The organism is Nevskia sp. (assembly GCF_051860985.1).
Lineage (GTDB): Bacteria > Pseudomonadota > Gammaproteobacteria > Nevskiales > Nevskiaceae > Nevskia.
This window is the reverse complement of sequence record NZ_JBIMKV010000005.1, coordinates 1-22,556: the sequence shown is the minus strand read 5'-3', so window position 1 is coordinate 22,556 and position 22,556 is coordinate 1. Positions and strand designations below refer to the sequence as shown.

Sequence of the window (22,556 nt, the reverse complement as noted above, 5' to 3'; positions counted from 1 at the left end):
CCGCCGCTCAGCCGGCGCCGGCCTGCAGGCGCTCGATATAGGTGCGGGCGAAGCTCAGCAGATCCGGGAAGACCTCGTAATCGTCGGTCGTTTGCTTCTTTTTGGTGCGTTCTCCATTGCCAGTCAGCACCAAAACAGGGCGCGCACCGGCCGCACGTGCCGCATCGAGGTCCGAACCGGAGTCGCCGACGAAGGGCACGCCGTCGAGGCTGACATTCAGCCGCTTCGCGAGGTCCTTCAGCATGCCGGGGGCCGGCTTGCGCATCTCGCTGGCCTGATCCGGATGTTCGGGGGCGAAGAACACGCCCTCGATGCGGCCGCCCAGCTCGGCCAGCGCGCGCTGCATCTTGTCGCTCATCGCGAACAGCGCATCGAAATCGAACAGGCCGCGGCCGATGCCGGACTGGTTCGAGGCCACGAACACCCGCACGCCGGCCTGGCACAGCAGGGTGATCGCCTCCAGCGAGCCGGGCACCGGATGCCACTCGTCGACCGACTTGATGTAGTCCGGCGAGTCCTCGTTGATGACGCCGTCGCGATCCAGAATCACGAGTTTCATCGGAAGGCTCTCTCGTTATCGCAGTGGCTCAGCGATTCAACCGGGTAGCAGAGAGATGTCGGCCACCGAACGGCAGCGTTCATCGAGGGCCTGCAGTAAGGCGAGACGATTGGCACGGATCGCCGCATCCGGATCGTTGACCATGACCGGCTCGCCACTCGCCGTCCGCATGTCGAAGAAGGCATCTACCGGGCTGCGAAGCGTCGCTAGCGCCGCGAACTGCCCCGCGTAATCGCTGTCGCCGGGCAGTGCCTGCAGCGCCCGATACAGAGCCGTTTCCGCCTCGTGCGCAAAGCGCGCCGGATCGACACCAGAAACCTCGACACCGCTTGCCTGCTTGAGGATATTGCGGACCCGCTTGTGGGCGGCGGCAAGGCTGGCGGCCTCCGGCAGCGCCCAGAACGCATGGATGGCGCGCAAGCGGGCTTCGAAATCCAGCGGTTGCGTGATGCCGAGGGCGGCGACGGCCTCGAACATCTCGACCGTCACCGGCCGGCCATCGATGTCGCTGCCAACCCGCCAGGCACGATGGCGGTCCTGCACGAAGCTCAGCAGCTCCTTCAGCGTGGCCGCGTCGCGCTTGCCGGCCGGCTGTGCCTGCAACGCCGCTTCCAGGATGTCGCGCAGATCCAGCGGCAGCGCGCCTTCGATCAGGATGCGCAGGATGCCGAGCGCGGCGCGGCGCAGCGCGTACGGGTCCTTGCTGGCGGTCGGCTTCTGGCCGATCGCGAAGATGCCGGTCAAGGTGTCGAGCTTGTCGGCAAGCGCGACGATGCGGCCTTCCACATTCGACGGAATCGCGGTGCCGGCCTGTGTCGGCAGGTAGTGCTCGGCAATCGCTTTCGCCACCGCCGCCGATTCGCCGGCCTTGGCGGCGTAGTAACCGCCCATAAGCCCTTGAAGTTCAGGGAATTCGTAGACCATCTTGGTCACGAGATCGAGCTTCGCGCGGGCTGCGGCACGGGTTGCGCCATCGAGTTCGGCGGCGCCGATCACCCCTTGCTCGACCAGCTTTTCAGCCAGCACGAAGGTCGACAGCGTCTGGATCCTGGCGGCCTTGTCGGCCACCGTGCCGAGGTCCTTCTGGAAGGTCGCCGAAGCCAGCTTCTCGGTGTACGGGGCAGCGTCTGAAAACGGCAGCTTCAAATCCTGCTGCCAGAAGAACAGTGCATCGGAGAGCCGCGGCCGGACCACGCGCTCGTTGCCCTGGACGATCTGCGCCGGGTCCTTCGATTCGATGTTGGCGATCGTGATGAAGGCAGGCAGCAGCTTGCCGGCGGCGTCGAACACGGTGAAATAGCGCTGGTTGGTTTCCACCGTCGCCACGATCACTTCCGGCGGCAGTTCGAGGAAGCGCTCCTCGATGCGCCCGGAAATGACCACCGGCCATTCGACCAGCGCGGTCACCTCATCGAGCAGGCCGGCATCGATTCTTGCCGTGCCGCCGAGTTTCGCGGCTTCGGCCTTGATCTGCCGCTCGATTTCCGCTTTCCGGGTCGCGACTTCGGCCCAGACCTTGGCGTTTCTCAGGCTTTCGACATAGGCGGACGGTTCGGCCAAGGTGATCGCGGCCGGCGCGTGGAAGCGGTGGCCGTAGCTCAGGCGGCCTGATTCCAGGCCGAAACGGCGCAGCGGCACCACGTCCGGACCAAGCAGCGCCAGCAGCCACTGCACCGGGCGCACGAAGGTTTCTTCACCAGAACCCCAGCGCATGCGCTTGGGCACCAGTTCGTCCATCGATTTCAGGGTTTCCTCGAAGATATCGGCCAGCAGCGACGCCGTTGGTTTGCCTTTTTCGAGCTTGGCGTAATGCAGCTTGCCGTTCTTCTCGCCGATCGCGCTGAATTCAACGCCGCACTTCTTGGCAAAACCGAGCGCGGCGGGTGTCGGCTGGCCGTCCTTCAGGGCAGCGCTAGTGGCCGGGCCGACCAGTTCGATCGCCTGATCCGGTTGCTGCACGGCCACGCCGTCGACCAGCACGGCAATCCGGCGCGGCGTCGCCAAAGTGCGGGCCGCGCCAAGCGCGACGCCGCGCCGGCTCAGGCCGCCGGTGACGCCGGCGGCGAGCGCATCGGCCAGTGGCATCACGTAGCGCGCGGGCAAGTCTTCGCAGCCGATCTCGATCAGCAGCGGGGCAGAAATAGTCATGTTCATGCAGCCTTTTCGCGAACCAGCGGGGAAAACCCGACGATTTTCGCGCGTGCGTTGTAGTACGCCTCGGCGCACAGGCGCGCGAGGGTGCGGACCCGCAGGATGTAGCCCTGCCGTTCGGTGACGCTGATCGCCGAGCGGGCGTCGAGCAGGTTGAAGCTGTGCGAGGCCTGCAAGACCCGCTCATAGGCCGGCAGCGGCAGCGGTTCCGGCAAGGAAATCAGCCGCTTGCATTCTTCTTCGGCGACATCGAAGCGGCGGAACAGCGCCGCCGTGTCGGCGTGCTCGAAGTTGTAGGCGCTCTGCTCGACCTCGTTCTGGTGGAAGACGTCGCCGTAGGTGACGATCTTGCCGCCCTTGTCCGACCAGACCAGGTCATAGACCGATTCGACCTTCTGGATGTACATCGCCAGACGTTCGAGGCCGTAGGTGATCTCACCAGCCACCGGCTTGCATTCAAGGCCGCCAACCTGTTGAAAGTACGTGAATTGCGTGACTTCCATGCCGTTCAGCCAGACTTCCCAGCCGAGGCCCCAGGCGCCCAAGGTCGGCGATTCCCAGTTGTCCTCGACGAAGCGGATATCGTGGGTCAGCAGGTCGAATCCGAGTGCTTTCAAGGATTCCAGGTATAAATCCTGGATATCCGGCGGGCTCGGCTTCATCAGCACCTGGAACTGGTAGTAGTGCTGCAGGCGGTTGGGGTTTTCGCCGTAGCGGCCGTCGGTCGGGCGGCGGCTGGGCTGGACATAGGCGGCGTTCCAGGCTTCCGGGCCGATCGCGCGCAGGAACGTGGCCGGGTGGAAGGTGCCGGCGCCGACTTCCATGTCCAGCGGCTGGACGATGACGCAGCCCTTGTCCGCCCAGAAGGTCTGCAGCGTGAAGATGAGGTCCTGGAACGTCATGCCTTGCCTTAACCTCATGTCTATCCGGTGTTTGCGTCGATTTTCGATGCCGTTGCAGCGGTTTTCGCGCAGCGGGCGGCGAGTATAGCCAATGGCGGCGCGGCCTCCGGGGCCCGTGCTAGGCTCCCGCCGCGTCGAAAACGGCGCGGCCGGCACCGGCGGATTCGGTGCCGAAGAACGCCGCCATGACCACCATCGTCGGGGAGGAGATCCGGATGAAACAGCTCGCAATCGCGGTATCGCTGGCGCTGTCGGCGTCATGCACGGCGTGGGCGGCGGGCGAAACGCCGGAGCAGTGCTTCGCGCAGGCGAAGCGCGTTCCCGTCGATCAGCAGGAAGGCTTCATCAAGGCCTGTCTCGGCAACGCGGCGACGCCGGCGCCGGCCACCGTGAGCCCCGAACAGCGCGCGAAGGTCTGCGCGTCGATCGCGGCCAGCGAGGGCTTCAAGGGCGAGCAGCTGGACGCGTTTCTCAAGGGTTGCAAGGGCGGCTGATCGGCCGCCACCATCGCGCCCCGGCCGGGGCGCGACACTTCCAGCTGCCCACCACTGGCATATTTGCTGCTTAACTTATGGCCGCTGCACAGCGCCACATCACCCCAGGAGACCCCCATGTCGGGTAAAGACGTACTCAAGATCATCACCGAGAAGAGCGTGAAGTATGTTGACTTCCGCTTCTGCGACACCAAGGGCAAGGAACAGCACGTCAGCGTGCCGGCCCACACCATCGACGAGCAGCTGTTCGTCGACGGCAAGATGTTCGACGGCTCCTCGATCGCCGGCTGGAAGGGCATCAACGAGTCGGACATGATCCTGATGCCGGACCCGGCGACCGCGTTCATCGACCCGTTCTTCGAAGAAACCACGCTGGTGCTGAGCTGCGACGTGATCGAGCCGGCCACCATGCAGGGCTACGAGCGCGACCCGCGTTCGGTCGCCAAGCGCGGCATGGCTTACCTGCAGTCGACCGGCATCGCCGACACGGCGTACTTCGGTCCGGAAAACGAATTCTTCATCTTCGACTCGATCCGTTCGGACTCCGGCCCCTGGGGCTGCTACGTCTACATCGACGCGAAGAACGCCGCCTGGAACTCCGGCAAGGACTACGAGGACGGCAACACCGGCCACCGCCCGGCGATCAAGGGCGGCTACTTCCCGGTGCCGCCAGTCGACCAGCTGCAGGACATCCGCTCCGCCATGTGCGAGACGCTGGAAGCGGTCGGCATGGAAGTCGAAGTGCATCACCATGAAGTTGCCACCGCCGGCCAGTGCGAAATCGGCGTCAAGTTCGGCACGCTGGTGAAGAAGGCCGACGAAGTGCTGAAGCTGAAGTACGTCGTGCAGAACGTCGCCGACCAGTTCGGCAAGACGGCGACCTTCATGCCGAAGCCGATCGTCGGCGACAACGGCTCGGGCATGCACGTGCACCAGTCGCTGTCGCTGAACGGCAAGAACCTGTTCGCCGGCGACGGCTACGGCGGCCTGTCGGATACCGCGCTGTACTACATCGGCGGCATCCTGAAGCACGCCAAGGCGCTGAACGCGTTCACCAATCCGGGCACCAACAGCTACAAGCGCCTGGTGCCGGGCTTCGAAGCGCCGGTGATGCTGGCCTACTCGGCCCGCAACCGTTCGGCCTCGATCCGCATTCCGTACGTGCCGAATCCGAAGGGCCGCCGCATCGAAGTCCGTTTCCCGGACTCCTCGGCCAACCCGTATCTCGCGTTCACCGCGATGATGATGGCCGGCCTCGACGGCATCCAGAACAAGATCCACCCGGGCGAAGCCTCGGACAAGGATCTCTATCACCTGCCGCCGGAAGAGGACAAGCTGATCCCGCGCGTCTGCCACAGTCTCGACATGGCGCTGGAAGCGCTCGATCAGGATCGCGAGTTCCTGACCAAGGGTGGCGTGTTCACCAACGATCTGATCGATGCCTACATTGAGCTGAAGATGCAGGAAGTGACCCGCTTCCGCATGACGACGCACCCGATCGAATTCGACATGTACTACTCGCTCTGAGCGAATCTCCGCGCGAGTAGTACCCGGTGGGTCTACCACGGAATCCCGAGGGATTCCGTGGTTTCCCCGGTCGAAGGTGATGCTGGAAATGCCCCCGGAAACGGGGGCATTTTCGTTGCTGGCGCGGCGGCTGCAGTCGATACCAAGCGAAGGCAGTCGGCGCGTCGCCGCCGCTCGACACCTGCGGTTTGCCGCAGCGCGCGGCGCGGCGCTATCGTCCGGCGATGCGACTGCTCCTGACCCTTGCCCTGCTGCTGCACCTGCTGCCGGCCCGGGCCGACATCTATCGCTGGGTCGACGCGAAGGGCGTCACCCACTACGGCGACAAGCCGCCGAAGGACGGCGCGAAGCCGGTGGAACTGCCGCCGCTGCAAACCTACACGCCGTCCGAGACGCGACTGCCGGCGCCGCTCTCCAGCGGCGGCGACAGCAAGGCGACGACGCCGGCCGAAAGTCGGGTCCGCATCGTGTCACCAGCGGCGGACGACACCCTTCGCGATGCCAGCGGCGGCGTCAGCATGAGCGTCGACGCCAACCTGCAGCCGGGCCAGGGCCTGCTGTATTTCCTCGACGGCGTGCAGCAGAACCGGACCGCCACCGCCTCGACCGCCTGGCTGTTCGAGCGCGTGGAGCGCGGCGAGCATCAGCTCGGCGCGGCCATCGTCGACGAGAAGGGCCGCGAGCTGGCCAGGGCAACGCCGGTGACGGTGCACGTGAAGCCGCCGATGGTGCTGCGCTGATGCTGTTGCTGCACCTCTTTGGCTCACATTTTGCTGACACATGCGGATGAAATTACCCGTGCTGAACCGCGTTCAGCCGGCCGGCATCCTCGATGGCCTGACCACGGCGATCATCACGCTGGATTCGGCTCTGCGCGTCACCTATCTGAATTCGGCGACCGAGACGCTGTTCAGCGTCAGCCGCCGGCATGTCCAGGGGCTGGCGCTGAGCGTGGCCGTGCCGCACCTGGTCGAGCAGCTGCCGCGCCTGAAGCGCGCCATCGAGACCGGCACCGGCTTCATCGAGCGCGAGCTAAAACTGCGCCGCCCTGGCGATGACGCCGGGCACGACTGCCTGACGGTCGATTGCACGGCCACGCCGGCGCAGTTCTCCGGGCCGAGCCTGGTGCTGGAAATCCTGCCGCTGGATCGCCACCTGCGCATTTCGCGCGACGAGCAGCTGCTGGCCCAGCACCGCGCCAGCCGCGAGCTGATCCGCGGCCTTGCGCACGAAATCAAGAACCCGCTCGGCGGCATCCGCGGCGCTGCCCAGCTGCTGGAACGCGAATTCCCGGATTCCGAGCACCTGGAATACACGCGGGTCATCATCCGCGAAGCCGATCGCCTGCAGAACCTGGTCAACCGACTGCTCGGCCCGAACCGGCTGCCGCAGAAGGAGATGGTCAACATCCACGAAGTGCTGGAGCACGTGCGCCAGCTGATCGAGGCCGAAGGCCGCGCGCTGCTGAGCGTGCAGCGCGATTACGACCCGTCGATTCCCGAGCTGCGCATCGACCGCGAGCAGCTGATCCAGGCCACGCTGAATCTGGCGCGCAACGCGCTGCAGGCGCTGATCGCCGCCAGCCCGCGTCCGGATCGGCCGCTGATCACGCTGCGCACGCGGATGCGGCGGCAGTTCACCATCGGCGGCGTGCGCCACCGGCTGGCGGTGCAGATCGACGTCGAGGACAACGGCGGCGGCGTCGCGCCGGCGATGATCGAGAAAATCTTCTATCCAATGGTGACGACCCGCGCAGAAGGCACCGGACTTGGCCTGCCGATTGCTCAGTACCTGATCAACAGTCACGGGGGCCTGATCGAATGCCAGTCCCGACCGGGCATCACCATCTTCTCGATCTACTTGCCGCTGGAGCTGCCCGCGTGACCACCGTGATCACCGTTCCGCCCCCAGCGCCGGACCCGAGGGCCTCTGCAGAACCATGGGCACCATGAACGCGATGAAGCTGCACGACTCCGCTGCGATCCGCGTGTGGATCGTCGACGACGACGAATCGATCCGCTGGGTGCTGGAGAAATCGCTGAGCCGCGAAGGCATGCACGTCGACAGCTTCCCCGGCGCTGCCGAACTGCTCGACGCGCTGCAGGACGCCACCGCCGACACGCTGCCGGACGTGATGATTTCCGACATCCGCATGCCCGGCCTCGATGGCCTGGAGCTGATGGATCGCGTGCACAGCGCCAAGCCGGACCTGCCGGTGATCATCATCACTGCGCATTCCGACCTCGACGCCGCCGTAGCCTCGTTCAAGGGCGGCGCCTTCGAATACCTGCCCAAGCCGTTCGATGTCGATGCGGTGGCCAGCCTGGTCCGCCGTGCGGCGCAGAAGCGCGTCGCCGCGCCGGACCTGAAGCCGATGGAGCCACGCGCGGCGATCATCGGTGAAGCCCCGGCGATGCAGGATGTCTTCCGCGCCATCGGCCGCCTGAGTCAGTCCCAGATCACCGTGCTGATCACCGGCGAGTCCGGCACCGGCAAGGAACTGATCGCCCGGGCGCTGCACGTCAATTCGCCGCGCGCCTCGAAGCCGTTCCTGGCCATCAACACCGCGGCGATCCCGAAGGACCTGCTGGAATCCGAATTCTTTGGCCACGAGCGCGGCTCGTTCACCGGCGCGGCGATGCAGCGCAAGGGCCGCTTCGAGCAGGCCGATGGCGGCTCGCTGTTCCTCGACGAAATCGGCGACATGCCAGCCGATCTGCAGACCCGCCTGCTGCGCGTGCTGCAGGATGGCCAGTTCTACCGGGTCGGCGGCGTCAGCCCGATCAGCGTCGACGTGCGGATCATCGCCGCCACCCACCAGGATCTCGACCGCGCGGTGCAGGAAGGCCGCTTCCGCGAAGATCTGTATCACCGCCTGAACGTCATCCGCATCCGCATTCCGCCGCTGCGCGAGCGCAGCGAGGACATCCCGCTGCTGCTGCGGCATTTCCTCGATGCTGCCGCCCGCGAGCTGAAGACCGAGCCGAAGCAGCTGCTGCCGGAAGTGCTCGACGTGCTGAAGCGCTACGAGTGGCACGGCAACGTCCGCCAGCTGGAAAACACCTGCCGCTGGCTCACCGTGATGGCCCCGGGCCAGGACGTGCACCTGGCCGATCTGCCGCCGGAACTGCGCGGCGCCAAGGCAGTGGCCGAGGTGCCGGCAGCGCTGCTCAGCCCGGTGGCCGCCACGACGGCTGCTGCGGCCGAGCCGTCGGCACCGGTCGCTCCGCCGGCGGCCCTGCTGCCGGTACCGGCCTCGATCCCGGTCAGCGGCGACTGGCACGAGGCGCTGCGCCACTGGGCCGAGGCCCGCTTCGCCAGCGGCGACGAGGATCTGCTCGGCCATGCCTCGCCGCTGTTCGAACGCACATTGATCGAAGTGGCCCTGGCCGCCTGCAAGGGCCAGCGCCAGGAAGCCGCCCGCCGGCTGGGCTGGGGCCGCAACACCCTGACCCGCAAGATCAAGGAACTGGGCATCGACGACTGAGCGGCCGGGCGGCGACAGCCTCTCGATCGCCCCGCCGGGCCGGGCCCGGGCGCGCTTGAATCGCCGACTCCCGGACCCCAACACTGCTCCATCGCAAGCAACGCCCGCCGCTGGCGGGCCCGATGGAGAGCCCCTCTTGGAACAGTTTGACGGCACGACGATCCTCGCCGTGCGCCGTGGCAGCCAGGTCTGCGTCTGCGGCGACGGCCAGGTGTCGATGGGCAACACGATGGTCAAGGGCAACGCCCGCAAGGTGCGCCGCCTGTACAACGACAAGGTCATCGCCGGCTTCGCCGGCGGCACCGCCGATGCGTTCACGCTGTTCGAACGCTTCGAGGGCAAGCTCGAAAAGCACGCCGGCCACCTGACCCGCGCGGCGGTAGAGATGGCCAAGGACTGGCGCTCCGACCGCTACCTGCGCCGGCTCGAAGCGCTGCTGCTGGTGGCCGACGCCGACACCACGCTGATGATTTCCGGCAATGGCGACGTCATGGAGCCGGAAGCGCATGGCGTGCTGGCGATCGGCTCCGGCGGCAGCTTCGCGACCGCTGCCGCCCGTGCGCTGGTGGCCAACACCGATCTGTCGGCCCGCGAGATTGCCGAGCGCTCGCTGCACATCGCCGCCGACATCTGCATCTACACCAATCACAACCTGACCATCGAGACGATCGACAAGCAGCCGCCGGCGCTGACCGCCGACGCCGGCCGCTGAGAGCCCGACCCATGAACGACGTTCCGCCCCCCGAAGCCCTGCAATCCGCCACCACTGGCGCCACAGCGATGACGCCGCGCGAAATCGTGTCCGAGCTCGATCGCCACATCGTCGGCCAGGCGGCCGCCAAGAAGGCGGTGGCGATCGCGCTGCGCAACCGCTGGCGGCGCCAGCAGACGCCGGAAGCGATCCGCGCCGAGATCACGCCGAAGAACATCCTGATGATCGGGCCGACCGGCGTCGGCAAGACCGAGATCGCCCGTCGCCTGGCCAAGCTCGCCAACGCGCCGTTCGTGAAGGTCGAGGCGACCAAGTTCACCGAGGTCGGCTATGTCGGCCGCGATGTCGATTCGATCATCCGCGAGCTGGCCGATGTCGCGGTCAAGCTGACCCGCGAGCAGGCGATCGCGAAGATGCGCGGCAAGGCCGAGGACGCAGCCGAGGAGCGCATCCTGGATGCGCTGCTGCCGCCGCCGTCGAACTTCGGCGAAGCCTCCACGCATCGCGAAAGCGAGAACGGTGCGGCCCGCCAGGTGTTTCGCAAGAAGCTGCGCGAAGGCCGGCTCGACGACACCGAAATCGAGCTGAAGATGAATGTCGCGCCGCCGACGATGTCGGTGATGGGCCCGCCCGGCATGGAGGAAATGACCAGCCAGCTGCAGGCGATGTTCAAGAACCTCGGCAACGGTCAGCAGAAGCCGCGCCGGCTCAAGATCCGCGATGCCCGCAAGCTGCTGGTCGACGAGGAAGCGGCGAAGCTGATCGACGAGGACGCGATCAAGATCGAAGCGCTGAAGAACGCCGAGGACAACGGCATCGTCTTCATCGACGAGATCGACAAGGTCTGCAAGCGCGGCGAGTACGGCGGCGCCGATGTCTCCCGCGAAGGCGTGCAGCGCGACCTGCTGCCGCTGGTCGAAGGCAGCACGGTGTCGACCAAGCACGGTGCGATCAAGACCGATCACATCCTGTTCATCGCCAGCGGCGCGTTTCACATGGCCAAGCCCAGCGACATGCTGCCGGAGCTGCAGGGCCGGCTGCCGATCCGGGTCGAACTCGACGCGCTGAAGACCGACGATTTCGTGCGGATTCTCAGCGAGCCGACCCATTCGCTGACCGAGCAGTACAAGGCGCTGCTGGCCACCGAGGGCGTGACGCTGGAATTCACGGCGGAAGGCCTGAAGCGGCTGGCCGAATTCGCCTGGCAGGTCAACGAGCGCACCGAGAACATCGGCGCCCGGCGCCTGCACACGGTGCTGGAACGGCTGATGGAAGAGGCGGCGTTCGATGCGCCGGACAGGGCGGGCAGCACGCTGACCGTCGATGCCGCCTATGTCGATGCCAAGCTCGAAAAGCTGGCCGGCAACGAAGACCTGAGCCGCTTCATCCTCTGAGTTTCAGCCCGGCTCCGTGCCCGCCAGCCGGCGGGCACGAACGCCATCGAGCGCCGCGCGCAGCCGCAGGATTTCGTCGGTGACCTCGCTGATGAAGGCGGCTGCGGCCGCCGGAATCGGCCGCTCGGCGAGCGTCGCCACCATCACCGGCGCGCGGACGTGATCAAGATCGACGATGTCGAGCATCGCGAATTCCGACGGCGACAGCTCGGCCGGAAACGCGCGGACCACGCCGGCGGTGATCGCGTCGGTCTCGTGGACGATGTGGCGGATGACGGTGAAATCCTCGGTCTGCAGGAACAGGTCGTGCAGCCCTTCGGATTCGCTGCCACCGCCGTAGTGCTCCGCCAGCCACAGCAGATACCAGCGCGGCAGCTTCGGCACCAGCAGCGGGTACGGCAGCACGTCCCGGATGCGGATTTCCGGCAACCGGGTCAGCGGATGCTCGCGCCGGCACAGGATCACCGGCGATGACAGTTCGTACGTGGTTGCCTCGATGCCCGGATCGAGCGCATCGAACGGCGAGCCGACGTAGACATCGATGCGCCGCGCCAGCAGTTCGCCCTGGAGTTCGTCCCAGCCCTGGCTGCGCAGCCTGAAACGCAGCTTCGAGTGCTTGCGCAGCAGCTTCGATAAGGCGGGCGCCACGATGATGTCGGCCATCCACGGGTCGGAGCCGACGATCACCTTGCCGGAGTCGAGATTGCGCAGCAGTTCGATCTCGCGCCGGCCTTCGGCCAAGGTCGATCCGGTTTCCCGCGCCAACCGCACCACCACCTCGCCGTACTCGGTAGGCTGCACGCCGGCCTGATCGCGGATGAACAGCGGCACGCCGTATTCGTCCTCGATCCGGCGGATGCTGACCGACAGCGCCGACTGGGTCAGATGCACTGCTTCAGCCGCCCGCCGGTAGTTGCGGTGCTCGTACAGCGCCAGCACGTGACGCAGCTGCCGGAACGATTCGGTCATGACAAAAATTCACCAATTCGGCAATAACAATGAATTGGAATGCTGCGCCGCAGCTCTGCGAACGTCCACTGGCCGTCATGGCAGCGCCAATCGAGGAGACCGAATTCATGAGCGTCCAGGCAACCAACGCTGAAGGGCAGATCGTCCGCTACACCGACCGACGCCGCTGGCTGTGGTCACTGTCGCTGATGTGGCCGCTGCTGCCCGTCATGTCCTGCGTGATCGTGGCCCGGACCGGTCAGCCGGTGTGGTACTGGGCGACGTGGATGATCTGGTACCTCGTGGTGCCGGTGATCGATTTCCTGTTGCCGCCCGATGCCAGCAACCCGCCGCCGGAGGTCGTGCCCCAGCTGGATGCAGACAGGTACTACCGGCTGCTGCCGATGCTGACCGTGCCGATTCACTACGTCACGCTGTTCTACTGCGCCTGGGTCATCGGCACCGGCGATCTCGCCTGGTATTCGATCCTGGGGCTCGCGCTGTCGGTGGGGCTGGTCAACGGCATCGCCATCAACACCGGCCACGAGCTGGGCCACAAGACGACCGCCCTCGAACGCTGGTGCGCGAAGACCGTGCTGGCGGTCGTCGGCTACGGCCACTTCTTCATCGAGCACAACAAGGGCCACCACAAGGACGTGGCCACGCCGGACGATCCGGCCTCCTCGCGGATGGGCGAGAACATCTACGGCTTCGCCTGCCGCGAGATTCCGGGGGCGATACGTCGTGCCTGGGCCTCGGAAAAGACCCGCCTCGCGCGCAGCGGCAAGGGACCGTGGACGCTGGAAAACGAAGTGCTGCAGCCGCTGCTGATCACCGTGCCGCTGTACGTCGGCCTGACCGTCGCGTTCGGCTGGGTGATGGTGCCGTTCCTCGCGCTGCAGATGATCTGGGGCTGGTTCGGCGTGCTGACCAGCGCCAACTACATCGAGCATTACGGCCTGCTGCGGCAGAAGCGCGACAACGGCCGCTATGAGGCCTGTCAGCCGTACCACTCGTGGAACTCCAACCACGTGATGTCGAACCTGATCCTGTTCAACCTGCAGCGTCATTCCGACCACCACGCCAATCCGACGCGCCGCTATCAGAGCCTGCGCAACTTCGACGATCTGCCGGAGTATCCGAGCGGCTATCCGCTGATGTTCCTGATCGCGCTGTTCCCGCCGATCTTCTTCGCGGTGATGAATCCGAGAGTCGTCGCCTGGGCAGACGGTCACTTCGACCGCATCAACATCCGCCCCGGCTACCGCGCCCGGCTCGAAGCCCGCTGGGGCCGGCAGGGCAGCAAGGCAGGCGCCGGAGCCTGAACATGGCCGCCTTCCGTCGCTACGTCTGTCCCGGCTGCGGCTACTGCTATGACGAGCAGCGTGGCGATCCGCACGAAGGCTTCGCGCCGGGTACGCGCTGGGAGCGGGTGCCGGATGACTGGCCATGTCCGGACTGCGCGGTTCGCGAGAAGCCGGACTTCGTCGCCGAAGCCGACAGCTGATCGGAAGGCTGCACAGCGGCGATAATCGCGGCTGTTCAGGCCTTCCGAGATTGCGCCGATGGTTGCTGCCCCTGCCGCCATTCCCACCGACATCAAGCTGCACCGCAAATCCCGCCTGCTGGAAGTGGTGTGGGCGGATCGCAGCGATTCGCTGCCGCTGGAATACCTGCGCGTGTTCAGCCCGAGTGCCGAAGTGCGCGGCCATGGCGGCGGCGAACCGATGCTGGTGGCCGGCAAGCGCGAGGTGAATGTCAGCGCCATCGAGCCGGTCGGCCGCTATGCGGTCAGGCTCAAGTTCGACGATGGCCACGACAGCGGCCTGTTCTCGTGGCCGACCTTGCGCGAACTGGCCGACCAGCACGCCAGCTGGTGGGCGCGCTACGAGCAGCGCCTGGCCGAGCACGGCATGAGCCGCGACAACGCCACCGTGAAGCTGTCCGCGCTCGGCGTCGGCAAGTTCAAACCGGCGGCGCCGGCCGGCCGCAATCCCGGCGGGTCGGCATGATCCGCGACGTGCTGCGGATGGGCGATGCGCGGCTGCTGCGCGTCGCCGAGCCAGTGCCGGCGGCGCTGTTCGGAAGCGACGCGCTCAAGGCCCTGATCACCGACATGCAGGACACCATGGCCGCGCTGAATGGCGCCGGCCTGGCCGCGCCGCAGATCGGCGTCAACCTGCGCGTGGTGATCTTCGGCGTCGGCGCCAATCCGCGCTATCCCGATGCCGAAACGGTGCCGTTCACCATCCTCTGCAACCCGGTGCTGACGCCGATCGGGCCGGCGATGGAAGACGGCTGGGAAGGCTGCCTGTCGGTACCCGGCATGCGCGGCCTGGTGCCGCGCCATGCGCAACTGCGCTACGTCGGCGTCGATCAACATGGCCAGGCCATCGACCGCATGGCGGCTGGTTTCCACGCCCGCGTCGTGCAGCACGAATGCGACCATCTCGACGGCATCCTGTACCCGCGCCGCATCCGCGACCTGAGCCAGTTCGGCTTCACCCGGGAACTGTTCGGCGAAGACCTGGCCGACGACTGAAGCCGCCGGCCGCGCCGCGTCCGCGCAGCGAACTGCGATAATCCGGCCACTTCCGACTTCCCCCGCCGACCATGGCCCAGCAAGACGAGCGCAACCCGCGCGGCACCACGCACTTCGGTTTCGAGCAGGTGCCGGTCGCCGAAAAACAGAGGCGCGTGCGCGACGTGTTCTCGTCGGTCGCCTCGAAGTACGACGTGATGAACGACCTGATGTCGTTCGGCATCCACCGGCTGTGGAAGCGCTTCGTGATCGACCTGGCCGGCGTGCGTGCCGGCGAAAAGGTGCTCGACCTGGCTGGTGGCACCGGCGATCTGGCCCGCGAGTTCCGCAAGCTGGCCGGCACCCGAGGTCTCGTCACCCTGGCCGACATCAACGCCGCGATGCTGAACCAGGGTCGCGCCGCGCTGGCCGACAAGGGCGTGGTCGACGTACCGCTGGTGCAGGCCAACGCCGAATGCCTGCCGTTCGAGGACGGCACGTTCGACTGCATCACCATCGCCTTCGGCCTGCGCAACGTCACCGACAAGGACAAGGCCCTGGCCTCGATGCGCCGGGTGCTGAAACCCGGCGGCCGGCTACTGGTGCTGGAATTCTCCAAGCCGCAGACCGAACTGCTCAGCAAGGTCTACGACCAGTACTCGTTCAAGCTGCTGCCGCTGATGGGCAAGCTGGTCGCCAACGACGCCGACAGCTACCGCTACCTCGCCGAATCGATCCGCATGCACCCGGATCAGGACACGCTGAAAGGCATGATGGAAAACGCCGGCCTCGCCCGCGTGCAGGTCTACAACCTGACCGGCGGCATCGTCGCCGTGCATCGCGGCTATCGGCTGGACTGACATGGCCGCTCCCGCTCTGGTCTGCGCGACGGTCGAAGTCGCGCTGAACCACTACCTGCGCCTGGAGCGCAGCGTCGTGGCCGATTGCGCGGCGATGGCCGGCACGTCGATCGCGCTCGAAGCCGCCGATCTGGGCTGGATGTTCGTGATCGAGCCGATCGCCACCGGCGTGCGGGTATCGAACGTCACCGAGGACGAGCCGGACGTGCTGGTGTCCGCACCCACGCTGCGGCTTGCGCGGCTGGGCTTGAATCAGCTGACGCGCCGGGAAGGTCTGCCGACCGGCATCGAGGTGGTCGGCGACATCGAGCTGCTGAACCGTTTCGGCGGCCTGCTGAGCCGGGTCGGTTTCGATCCCGAGGAACTGGTGGCCCGGGTGATCGGCGATGGCGCGGCGCACCGGCTGGTCGGCGGGCTGAAGGGCCTGTTCGGCTTCGGCCGCTCGGCGGCCGACAAGCTCAGCCGCGACACCGCCGAGTACCTGACCGAAGAAAGCGAAGACCTGGCCCGCGCGGCCGATGTCGAGGAATGGATGGACGCAGTGGATGGCTTGCGGGAAGGCGTGGACCGGCTGGAAGCGCGGCTGGCGCGGCTCGAACAGCGGAGCGCGCCATGATCCGCGCCACGCCACGCCTGTGGGCGATCTGGCAGGTGGTGCGCCGCTATCACCTGTCCGAGTTCTGGAACGGCAAGCCCTCGAACGATCCGCGCTCGCGTGGCGAGCGCCTGCGGCTGGCGCTGCAGGAACTGGGGCCGGTGTTCATCAAGTTTGGCCAGGCGCTGTCGACCCGGCCGGACATCCTGCCGCACGACGTCGCCGCCGAGCTGGCACAGCTGCAGGACCGGGTCGAGCCGTTCTCGGGCGCGCAAGCGCGGGCGCTGATCGAACGCTCGCTCGGCAAGCCCATCGAGGAGATGTTCATCGAGTTCGACGAGACGCCGCTGGCGGCAGCGTCGGTGGCCCAGGTGCATACCGCGCGGCTGAAGCCTTCGGATGAAGGCGATCCCGGCTTCGAGGTGGTCATCAAGGTGCTACGGCCGGGTGTGCATGCGCGGGTCGAGAAGGATGTCGACCTGCTGCGCGCGCTGGCCGAATTCGCCGAGCGCTGGCATCCGCTCGGCAAGCGGCTGCGGCCGCGCGAGGTGGTGGCCGAATACGAGCGGGTGATCTTCGACGAGCTGGACCTGATGCGCGAGGGCGCGAACTGCTCGCTGCTGCGCCGCAACTGGCTGGGCTCGGAGCTGATCTACCACCCGATCGTGTTCTGGGATTACACCCGCGCCGATGTGCTGGTGATGGAGCGCATCCACGGCGTCAGCCTTCGCGAAATCGACCGCCTGCGCGAGATGGGCGTGAATTTCCAGGTGCTGGCCGAGCGCGGCGTGGAGATCTTTTTCAAGCAGGTGTTCCGCGACAACTTCTTCCACGCCGACATGCACCCGGGGAACATCTTTGTCGATGTCTCCGACGTGCGGAAGCCGAGCTATCTGGCGGTGGACTTCGGCATCGTCGGCCAGTTGGGGCCGGCCGATCTGCGTTACCTCGCCGAGAACTTCCTGGCCTTCTTCAACCGCGACTACCGGCGCATCGCCGAGCTGCATCTGGAGTCCGGCTGGATTCCGGCCGATGTCCGCGCCGAGGATTTCGAGAGCGCGATCCGCACCGTGTCGGAGCCGATCTTCGGCAAGCCGATCAAGGACATTTCCTTCGGCGTCTTCCTGCTGCGCCTGTTCGAGATCGCCCGCCGCTTCAACTACCAGGTGCAGCCGCAGCTGGTACTGCTGCAGAAGACGCTGCTGACCACCGAAGGCCTCGGCCGCCAGCTGTATCCGGATCTGGATCTGTGGAAGACCGCCAAGCCGATCATGGAGCAGTGGATGTGGAACCGGATCAACCCGGGCGCCACCCTGGCGCGGCTGCGCAAGCAGGGGCCGCAGCTGGCCGAGGCGCTGCCGGAGTTGGCGCAGAACGCGATGAAGTTCCTGGCCAAGGGCGGCGCGCTGCCGAGCAATGCGATGGATGCCGCCAGCGTCGAATCGTTGCGCGGCGAGCTGCGCACGGCCACCCGCAAGAGCCTGCACGCGGCGATCGGCGGCACTGCCTGGGTGGTCGCCGCGCTGCTGTACGGGCTGGCTTCGCTGAACGGCACGTCGCCATCGACCGCCGTGGTCGTGCTGTCGTCGGCGTTCGTCGCGATCGGCTGCTGGGGCTGGCTCAAGGCGTTCCGCTGAGCCGCGCATGAGCGATCGCCGCGACCTGACGCCGCCCGGCCCCTCGGTCGACGAGGTGCGGGCGCTGGTGGCCTTCGTCGACAAGACCGCCTGGTGGCTCGACGACTGCCTGACCCTTCCGGGCACCCGCTTCCGCTTCGGGCTTGATGCGATCGTCGGCCTGATTCCGCTGGCCGGCGATGCGCTGGCGCTGGGCGTGTCAGCGCTGACCATTACCCGCGCCGCACGCGCCGGCGTGCCGCGCGGGCTGCTGCTGAAGATGGGGCGGAACGTCGCGATCGACTTTGCCGGCGGCCTGCTACCCGGCATCGGCGATGTCTTCGACGCCGTGTTCAAGTCGCACCGACGCAACTTCGAACTGCTGCGCAAGGCCTACGCGCCGATGCTGGCACCGCTGCCGCCGCGCCGCCGGGCGCCGTTGTGGCTGCGGCTGGCCGGGGCGATCGCCATTGCCGCGATCGGCTACGGCCTGTGGCAGTTCGTGCGCGACTGAAAACGACAACGCCGGCACAAGGCCGGCGTCGTGCGCAACAGCAACTGCTTCAGCGCCCCTGGGTGATGCTCATGCCCTTCAGCAGGTTCAGCGCCTCGTACAGCTCGTAATCGTTGACGGCGAGATCGGCGACGTTGATCGGTTCCGGCTTGCCATCCTTCTTGTCGTCCTTCTTCTCGTCCTTGGCCTTCTCGGCGGCCTTGTCTTCGGCCTTGGCGTTCGGGTTGTCGAGCCGACCCTTGAGGTCGGCCTCGTGCACGCCTTCGCCCAGTTCGGAAGGATCGAGCTTGGAGATCTTCAGCGGCTGGATGGTGACGTCCGGCACGATGCCTTCAGCCTGGATCGAGCGGCCGCTCGGCGTGTAGTAGCGCGCCGTGGTGATCTTGATCGCCGAATCGTTGTTGAGCGGCAGGATGGTCTGCACCGAGCCCTTGCCGAAGGTCTTGGAGCCGATCAGCACGCCGCGCTTCTGGTCCTGCAGCGCACCGGCGACGATTTCCGCCGCCGAGGCCGAGCCGCCGTTGACCAGCACCACCAGCGGCTTGCCGTCCAGCGCATCGCCGACCGAGGCATCGAAGGCGCGGGTCGAATCGGCGTCGCGACCCTTGATGCTGACGATCGCGCCCTTGTTCAGGAATTCATCCGACACGTCGACCGCCGCCGTCAGCAGGCCGCCCGGGTTGTTGCGCAGGTCCAGCACCAGTCCCTTCAGTTCGCCTTCCTTCTTCAGCTTGGCCAGTTCCTCGGACAGGTTCTTGCCGGTGGTCGCAGTGAACTGGGAAATGCGCACGTAACCGAAGCCCGGCTCGATCGAGCGGCCGCGCACCGACGCCACCTTGATGTAGTCGCGCTTGAGTTCCAGCACCAGCGGCGCCGGCTGGCTTTCACGGACCAGGGTCAGCACGATCTTGGTGCCGGGGTCGCCGCGCATCTTGGTGACGGCATCCTGCAGGGTCAGGCCTTTCACCGGCGTGTCGTCGATCTTGACGATCAGGTCGCCGGCCTTGACGCCGGCCTTGGCAGCCGGCGTGTCGTCGATCGGCGACACGACTTTCACCAGCCCGTTCGACAGCTGCACCTCGATGCCCAGGCCGCCGAACTTGCCGGTGGTCGAAGCGTTGAGATCCTTGTACTCGGCCTTGTCGAGATACGAGGAGTGCGGGTCCAGCCCGGCCAGCATGCCGCGCACCGCGTTCTCGAGCAGGGTTTCATCCTTGACCGGCTCGACGTAGTCGCTCTTCACCCGGTTCAGGATCTCGACGAAGGTCTGCAGATCCTTCAGCGGCAGCGCCTCGGCCGGGGCCTGCTTTTCGGCGAACACGCCATGGGTCAGCGTGGCACTGACACCGAAAACGACGCCGGCCAGCAGGGCCAGGGAAACGCGGGTCGAGGAGGACATGGTGAACGGGGTCTGGATGGGAAATGGAGGCGTGATCGGGCCGTGAGTTCAGGCGCCATGACGGTCTTTTCCGAATGTATCACAGCACCGGAAACAGACCCCCGCCGCCCGCGATCGTTCGTCCTGCAAGGCGTTTTTGCCGGCTGCCGCGCGAACTGCGACCTGCCCTCAGGGGCCGAGCCAGTCCTCGGGATCGACCGGTTCGGTGCCGCGCCGCACTTCGAAGTACAGGCCGCTGCGTTCGTAGCCGCCGGTGCTGCCGGCGCTGGCGATGACCTCGCCGGACTTCACCTGATCGCCCGCCGTCGCGCTGACCGCCGCGTTGTGGCCGTACAGCGTGAAGAAGCCTTTCTCGTGCTCCAGCACCACGATCAGCCCGTAGCTGGACAGCCAGCCGACATAGGCCACCCGGCCACCGGCGCTGGCCCGCACCGGCGCGCCTTCGGCTGCGGCGATCCACAGCCCTTTCCATTGCAGGCGGGTGTCGAGCTTGGCATCGCCGTAACGGGCCAGCAGGCTGCCGCGCAGCGGCCAGGCGAGCACGCCGCGCATCTTCGGAAACGGCTTCTGCGGCTTGCTCGGGGCATCCTTGCCGGGTTTGCGGACCGGAGGCGGGATCGCCGCCAGCGCCTCGCGGAGCTGCTGGAGCAGCGCCTGGAGCGCCTGCTCGCTGTCCTTCAGCGACTTGAGCCTGGCGCCTTCATCGGCGATCTGGGCATCGAGCGCCGCCACCGCCGTGCGCCGCTGCTGGCGATCCGTCTCCAGCCCCGCCAGCGCCCGCTGGCGCGCAGCCTGCACGTCCTTGAGCGCGAGCCGCTCGGCATCGAGCTTCTGCTGTTCGGCCTCGACGGCGGCGATTTCGGCGTGGATGCCGTCGATCTGCCGGGCGCTGGCTCGGTTCAGGGCGTCGAAATAGGTCAGCAGGCGCGGCACCCGATCCGGCTCCTGCTGGGCCAGCACCAGCGCCGCCGTGCCGCCCTGCCCGGCGATGTAAGCCGAGCGCACCTGCTCGGCCAGCCGGCGGCGCGCGGCACCGAGCCGCGCTTCGGCCGCCGCCCGATTGGCGCTGGCCTCACGCACCCGCTGCTCGGCGCTGGCGAGATCGGCATTGAGCCGGGCCAGCGCGCGCTGGGCGTCGGCGATCTTGCGCTCGGCGGCTTCGACCGCCGTGCGCTGCGCGCTCTGGTCGGCGCGCGCGCGATCGATGCGCTGGTTGGCGGCCCCGATCCGGGCCCGCACCGCTTCCAGGTCCTGGGTGCCGGCCTTGAGCTTGCTGGCCGTGTCGCCGGCGGCCAGCGCCGCACCGCCAGCCGCAAGCAGCCCCAGCACGGCGGCCAACAGCCACGACCGCAGCGCCGCAGGTCGGGCCACGACCGCGACGCCTGACTTGCTTTCCGGGGGGGTCATCGGATGCGATAATCCCATTGCGACGCCCCCTTGTTCAACGCCCGGCTCCCCTTGATCAACCAACTTCTGCCTTTCGTACAGGCGCATCCGTTCCTGTTCATCGCACTGGCCCTGGCCAGCGCGGCCCTGATCGCCAACGAGGTGCACGGCTCGGTGACCGGCGGCAAACGCCTGGGCGCGCTCGAAGCGGTCCGCCTGATCAACGATCGCGACGCGCTGGTCGTCGACGTTCGTCCAGCCACCGACTACAAGAAGGGCCATCTGCTGAATGCCCTGAACATTCCGCTGGCCAAGTTCGGCGAGCGCGCTGCCGAGATCGGCAAGGACAAGTCGCGGCCAGTGATCGTCTACTGCGCGCTCGGCGCCAGCCAGGTCGAAGCCGCCGCCAAGCTGCGCGCGCTCGGCCATGCCGAGGTCTACCAGCTGAAGGGCGGTCTGAACGGCTGGATGTCCGCCAGCCTGCCGGTCACCGCCAAGTAAGGCCCTTTCCCACCGTAGCCGCCGCCCGAGGCGCGAGGTTGTTCCGATGAAGCCGGTCACCGTCTATTCGACCCGCATCTGCCCGTACTGCATGATGGCCAAGCGCCTGCTGACCCAGAAGGGCGTGCCGTACGAAGAGATTCTGATCGACGGCAACGAGCAGCTGCGCATCGACCTGATGACCCGCACCGGCCGCCGCACCGTGCCGCAGATCTACGTGGGCGATCACCATGTCGGCGGCTTCGACGATCTCGCCGCGCTGGAACGCGCCGGCCAGCTCGACCCGCTGCTGCACGACGCCTGAAGCCCGGCGCCACGCCGTATCCCGCTTTTCTCCCCGCAGCCCGAATCGAAAATGAGCACTCCGAACCCCGTTCCGCCGTCCGCCCCGACCGTCGAAGGCGCCCCCGCCCGCCAGGTCTTCCTGCAGCGCCTGTTCCTCAAGGACGCATCGCTGGAAATGCCGAACGCGCCGCGCATCCTGACCGTCGAGACGCCGCCGGCGATCGACGTGCAGGTCGGCACCGGCATCGACATGCTGGCCAGCGGCGTGTTCCAGGTGACCCTGCAGGTGACCGTCACCGCCAAGATCAACGAGGAAGTCGCCTTCCTCTGCGAAGTGCACCAGGCCGGCATCTTCCAGATGGCCAACTTCGCTGACCAGAACGAGCTGCAGCACGTGCTTGCCGCCTACTGCCCGAGCGTGATCCTGCCGTTCGCCCGCGAAGCGATCGCCAACCTGATCGGCCGGACCGGCTACCCGCCGGTGATGCTGCAGCCGATCAACTTCGACGCGCTGTACGCCCAGCACCTCGCCCAGCAGGCGCAGGGCGGCGCGGCCGCGCCGGCGGTGCCGACGGTCCAGTAAGCCGTTCCCGGCTGCGGTGCCGCGCCCCCGCGCGGCACCGCACGTGACCAACCGAGGTCCGTCATGCCCGCTCAGGCGCCGATAACCCTGCACGGCGCCGGCGCCATCGGCACCGCGCGGGC

At 67.0% G+C, this 22,556-nt stretch carries 24 protein-coding genes; 18 read left to right on the top strand and 6 right to left on the bottom strand.

Features of this window, described 5'->3' with window-relative positions:
* Positions 1-7 precede the first annotated feature (7 nt).
* The 3 genes from gmhB to glyQ are packed head-to-tail and all read right to left on the bottom strand — an operon-like array spanning position 8 to position 3,612.
* Positions 8-559, bottom strand: coding sequence for a D-glycero-beta-D-manno-heptose 1,7-bisphosphate 7-phosphatase (gene gmhB, locus ACTIGJ_RS06390; RefSeq protein ID WP_439639454.1), 552 nt, complete (start codon positions 557-559; stop codon positions 8-10).
* A gap of 36 nt (positions 560-595) precedes the next feature.
* Positions 596-2,707, bottom strand: coding sequence for a glycine--tRNA ligase subunit beta (glyS, locus tag ACTIGJ_RS06385; RefSeq protein WP_439639453.1), 2,112 nt, complete (start codon positions 2,705-2,707; stop codon positions 596-598).
* 2 nt (positions 2,708-2,709) lie between these two features.
* Positions 2,710-3,612, bottom strand: coding sequence for a glycine--tRNA ligase subunit alpha (glyQ, locus tag ACTIGJ_RS06380; RefSeq protein WP_439639452.1), 903 nt, complete (start codon positions 3,610-3,612; stop codon positions 2,710-2,712).
* A gap of 185 nt (positions 3,613-3,797) precedes the next feature.
* Between glyQ and ACTIGJ_RS06375 the strand changes: the two genes are divergently transcribed.
* The 7 genes from ACTIGJ_RS06375 to hslU all read left to right on the top strand — a co-directional run bounded on the left by ACTIGJ_RS06375 (position 3,798) and on the right by hslU (position 11,226).
* The gene (locus tag ACTIGJ_RS06375) at positions 3,798-4,106 is read left to right on the top strand and encodes a hypothetical protein (RefSeq protein ID WP_439639451.1); all 309 of its coding nucleotides are present in this window, start codon (positions 3,798-3,800) and stop codon (positions 4,104-4,106) included.
* Between the two features lie 117 nt (positions 4,107-4,223).
* Positions 4,224-5,633 (top strand): glutamate--ammonia ligase, encoded by a 1,410-nt coding sequence (gene glnA, locus ACTIGJ_RS06370; RefSeq protein WP_439639450.1) that lies wholly within the window; start codon positions 4,224-4,226, stop codon positions 5,631-5,633.
* A gap of 224 nt (positions 5,634-5,857) precedes the next feature.
* Positions 5,858-6,373, top strand: coding sequence for a DUF4124 domain-containing protein (locus tag ACTIGJ_RS06365; protein WP_439639449.1), 516 nt, complete (start codon positions 5,858-5,860; stop codon positions 6,371-6,373).
* 46 nt (positions 6,374-6,419) lie between these two features.
* Positions 6,420-7,517, top strand: coding sequence for a nitrogen regulation protein NR(II) (gene glnL / locus ACTIGJ_RS06360; protein ID WP_439639448.1), 1,098 nt, complete (start codon positions 6,420-6,422; stop codon positions 7,515-7,517).
* A 55-nt stretch (positions 7,518-7,572) separates the two neighbouring features.
* On the top strand, positions 7,573-9,120 hold the full coding sequence (gene ntrC, locus ACTIGJ_RS06355; RefSeq protein WP_439639447.1) for a nitrogen regulation protein NR(I): 1,548 nt from the start codon (positions 7,573-7,575) through the stop codon (positions 9,118-9,120).
* Positions 9,121-9,256: 136 nt separating this feature from the next.
* Positions 9,257-9,832, top strand: coding sequence for an ATP-dependent protease subunit HslV (gene hslV, locus ACTIGJ_RS06350; protein WP_439639446.1), 576 nt, complete (start codon positions 9,257-9,259; stop codon positions 9,830-9,832).
* Between the two features lie 68 nt (positions 9,833-9,900).
* Positions 9,901-11,226, top strand: coding sequence for an ATP-dependent protease ATPase subunit HslU (gene hslU, locus ACTIGJ_RS06345; RefSeq protein ID WP_439639669.1), 1,326 nt, complete (start codon positions 9,901-9,903; stop codon positions 11,224-11,226).
* A gap of 3 nt (positions 11,227-11,229) precedes the next feature.
* On the opposite strand, the gene ACTIGJ_RS06340 is transcribed toward hslU, so the two are convergent.
* Positions 11,230-12,195: a LysR family transcriptional regulator gene (locus ACTIGJ_RS06340; protein WP_439639445.1), complete on the bottom strand. Its 966-nt coding sequence runs from the start codon at positions 12,193-12,195 to the stop codon at positions 11,230-11,232.
* Between the two features lie 107 nt (positions 12,196-12,302).
* Here ACTIGJ_RS06340 and ACTIGJ_RS06335 point away from each other — a divergent pair, with 107 nt between their 5' ends.
* From ACTIGJ_RS06335 to ACTIGJ_RS06300, 8 genes are all read left to right on the top strand, one after another.
* Positions 12,303-13,499, top strand: coding sequence for an alkane 1-monooxygenase (locus ACTIGJ_RS06335; protein WP_439639444.1), 1,197 nt, complete (start codon positions 12,303-12,305; stop codon positions 13,497-13,499).
* Between the two features lie 2 nt (positions 13,500-13,501).
* Positions 13,502-13,681, top strand: coding sequence for a rubredoxin (locus ACTIGJ_RS06330; RefSeq protein ID WP_439639443.1), 180 nt, complete (start codon positions 13,502-13,504; stop codon positions 13,679-13,681).
* Positions 13,682-13,739: 58 nt separating this feature from the next.
* Positions 13,740-14,186: a gamma-butyrobetaine hydroxylase-like domain-containing protein gene (locus tag ACTIGJ_RS06325; protein WP_439639442.1), complete on the top strand. Its 447-nt coding sequence runs from the start codon at positions 13,740-13,742 to the stop codon at positions 14,184-14,186.
* Positions 14,183-14,716, top strand: coding sequence for a peptide deformylase (locus ACTIGJ_RS06320; RefSeq protein WP_439639441.1), 534 nt, complete (start codon positions 14,183-14,185; stop codon positions 14,714-14,716). Before ACTIGJ_RS06325 ends, ACTIGJ_RS06320 begins: the two co-directional genes overlap by 4 nt.
* A 71-nt stretch (positions 14,717-14,787) precedes the next feature.
* Positions 14,788-15,555, top strand: coding sequence for a bifunctional demethylmenaquinone methyltransferase/2-methoxy-6-polyprenyl-1,4-benzoquinol methylase UbiE (ubiE, locus tag ACTIGJ_RS06315; protein WP_439639440.1), 768 nt, complete (start codon positions 14,788-14,790; stop codon positions 15,553-15,555).
* Between the two features lies 1 nt (position 15,556).
* The gene (locus ACTIGJ_RS06310; protein WP_439639439.1) at positions 15,557-16,171 is read left to right on the top strand and encodes a ubiquinone biosynthesis accessory factor UbiJ; all 615 of its coding nucleotides are present in this window, start codon (positions 15,557-15,559) and stop codon (positions 16,169-16,171) included.
* Positions 16,168-17,787, top strand: coding sequence for a ubiquinone biosynthesis regulatory protein kinase UbiB (gene ubiB / locus ACTIGJ_RS06305; protein WP_439639438.1), 1,620 nt, complete (start codon positions 16,168-16,170; stop codon positions 17,785-17,787). The genes ACTIGJ_RS06310 and ubiB overlap by 4 nt, the downstream gene beginning before the upstream one ends.
* Before the next feature lie 7 nt (positions 17,788-17,794).
* On the top strand, positions 17,795-18,280 hold the full coding sequence (locus tag ACTIGJ_RS06300) for a DUF4112 domain-containing protein (RefSeq protein ID WP_439639437.1): 486 nt from the start codon (positions 17,795-17,797) through the stop codon (positions 18,278-18,280).
* 49 nt (positions 18,281-18,329) lie between these two features.
* Here ACTIGJ_RS06300 and ACTIGJ_RS06295 read toward each other — a convergent pair whose 3' ends face one another.
* Both ACTIGJ_RS06295 and ACTIGJ_RS06290 read right to left on the bottom strand, forming a co-directional pair.
* Positions 18,330-19,679: a S41 family peptidase gene (locus ACTIGJ_RS06295; RefSeq protein ID WP_439639436.1), complete on the bottom strand. Its 1,350-nt coding sequence runs from the start codon at positions 19,677-19,679 to the stop codon at positions 18,330-18,332.
* A gap of 168 nt (positions 19,680-19,847) precedes the next feature.
* On the bottom strand, positions 19,848-21,050 hold the full coding sequence (locus tag ACTIGJ_RS06290) for a murein hydrolase activator EnvC family protein (protein WP_439639435.1): 1,203 nt from the start codon (positions 21,048-21,050) through the stop codon (positions 19,848-19,850).
* An 87-nt stretch (positions 21,051-21,137) separates the two neighbouring features.
* On the opposite strand from ACTIGJ_RS06290, the gene ACTIGJ_RS06285 reads away from it, so the two are divergent.
* From ACTIGJ_RS06285 to secB, 3 genes are read left to right on the top strand one after another with little or no spacing between them, the layout of a single operon-like run.
* Complete coding sequence (locus tag ACTIGJ_RS06285) at positions 21,138-21,566, top strand: rhodanese-like domain-containing protein (RefSeq protein ID WP_439639434.1); 429 nt, start codon at positions 21,138-21,140, stop codon at positions 21,564-21,566.
* 46 nt (positions 21,567-21,612) lie between these two features.
* Complete coding sequence (gene grxC / locus ACTIGJ_RS06280; RefSeq protein ID WP_439639433.1) at positions 21,613-21,870, top strand: glutaredoxin 3; 258 nt, start codon at positions 21,613-21,615, stop codon at positions 21,868-21,870.
* A 51-nt stretch (positions 21,871-21,921) separates the two neighbouring features.
* The gene (gene secB / locus ACTIGJ_RS06275; protein WP_439639432.1) at positions 21,922-22,434 is read left to right on the top strand and encodes a protein-export chaperone SecB; all 513 of its coding nucleotides are present in this window, start codon (positions 21,922-21,924) and stop codon (positions 22,432-22,434) included.
* The last annotated feature ends 122 nt before the right edge of the window (positions 22,435-22,556 follow it).

What these genes read in the sequence shown, in the direction of transcription:
- gmhB (WP_439639454.1), bottom strand. Translation starts at nt 559, where the DNA reads ATGAAACTCGTGATTCTGGATCGCGACGGCGTCATCAACGAGGACTCG.
- glyS (WP_439639453.1), bottom strand. Translation starts at nt 2,707, where the DNA reads ATGACTATTTCTGCCCCGCTGCTGATCGAGATCGGCTGCGAAGACTTG.
- glyQ (WP_439639452.1), bottom strand. Translation starts at nt 3,612, where the DNA reads ATGACGTTCCAGGACCTCATCTTCACGCTGCAGACCTTCTGGGCGGAC.
- ACTIGJ_RS06375 (WP_439639451.1), top strand. Translation starts at nt 3,798, where the DNA reads ATGACCACCATCGTCGGGGAGGAGATCCGGATGAAACAGCTCGCAATC.
- glnA (WP_439639450.1), top strand. Translation starts at nt 4,224, where the DNA reads ATGTCGGGTAAAGACGTACTCAAGATCATCACCGAGAAGAGCGTGAAG.
- ACTIGJ_RS06365 (WP_439639449.1), top strand. Translation starts at nt 5,858, where the DNA reads ATGCGACTGCTCCTGACCCTTGCCCTGCTGCTGCACCTGCTGCCGGCC.
- glnL (WP_439639448.1), top strand. Translation starts at nt 6,420, where the DNA reads ATGAAATTACCCGTGCTGAACCGCGTTCAGCCGGCCGGCATCCTCGAT.
- ntrC (WP_439639447.1), top strand. Translation starts at nt 7,573, where the DNA reads ATGGGCACCATGAACGCGATGAAGCTGCACGACTCCGCTGCGATCCGC.
- hslU (WP_439639669.1), top strand. Translation starts at nt 9,901, where the DNA reads ATGACGCCGCGCGAAATCGTGTCCGAGCTCGATCGCCACATCGTCGGC.
- ACTIGJ_RS06340 (WP_439639445.1), bottom strand. Translation starts at nt 12,195, where the DNA reads ATGACCGAATCGTTCCGGCAGCTGCGTCACGTGCTGGCGCTGTACGAG.
- ACTIGJ_RS06335 (WP_439639444.1), top strand. Translation starts at nt 12,303, where the DNA reads ATGAGCGTCCAGGCAACCAACGCTGAAGGGCAGATCGTCCGCTACACC.
- ACTIGJ_RS06330 (WP_439639443.1), top strand. Translation starts at nt 13,502, where the DNA reads ATGGCCGCCTTCCGTCGCTACGTCTGTCCCGGCTGCGGCTACTGCTAT.
- ACTIGJ_RS06325 (WP_439639442.1), top strand. Translation starts at nt 13,740, where the DNA reads ATGGTTGCTGCCCCTGCCGCCATTCCCACCGACATCAAGCTGCACCGC.
- ACTIGJ_RS06320 (WP_439639441.1), top strand. Translation starts at nt 14,183, where the DNA reads ATGATCCGCGACGTGCTGCGGATGGGCGATGCGCGGCTGCTGCGCGTC.
- ubiE (WP_439639440.1), top strand. Translation starts at nt 14,788, where the DNA reads ATGGCCCAGCAAGACGAGCGCAACCCGCGCGGCACCACGCACTTCGGT.
- ACTIGJ_RS06310 (WP_439639439.1), top strand. Translation starts at nt 15,557, where the DNA reads ATGGCCGCTCCCGCTCTGGTCTGCGCGACGGTCGAAGTCGCGCTGAAC.
- ubiB (WP_439639438.1), top strand. Translation starts at nt 16,168, where the DNA reads ATGATCCGCGCCACGCCACGCCTGTGGGCGATCTGGCAGGTGGTGCGC.
- ACTIGJ_RS06300 (WP_439639437.1), top strand. Translation starts at nt 17,795, where the DNA reads ATGAGCGATCGCCGCGACCTGACGCCGCCCGGCCCCTCGGTCGACGAG.
- ACTIGJ_RS06295 (WP_439639436.1), bottom strand. Translation starts at nt 19,679, where the DNA reads ATGTCCTCCTCGACCCGCGTTTCCCTGGCCCTGCTGGCCGGCGTCGTT.
- grxC (WP_439639433.1), top strand. Translation starts at nt 21,613, where the DNA reads ATGAAGCCGGTCACCGTCTATTCGACCCGCATCTGCCCGTACTGCATG.
- secB (WP_439639432.1), top strand. Translation starts at nt 21,922, where the DNA reads ATGAGCACTCCGAACCCCGTTCCGCCGTCCGCCCCGACCGTCGAAGGC.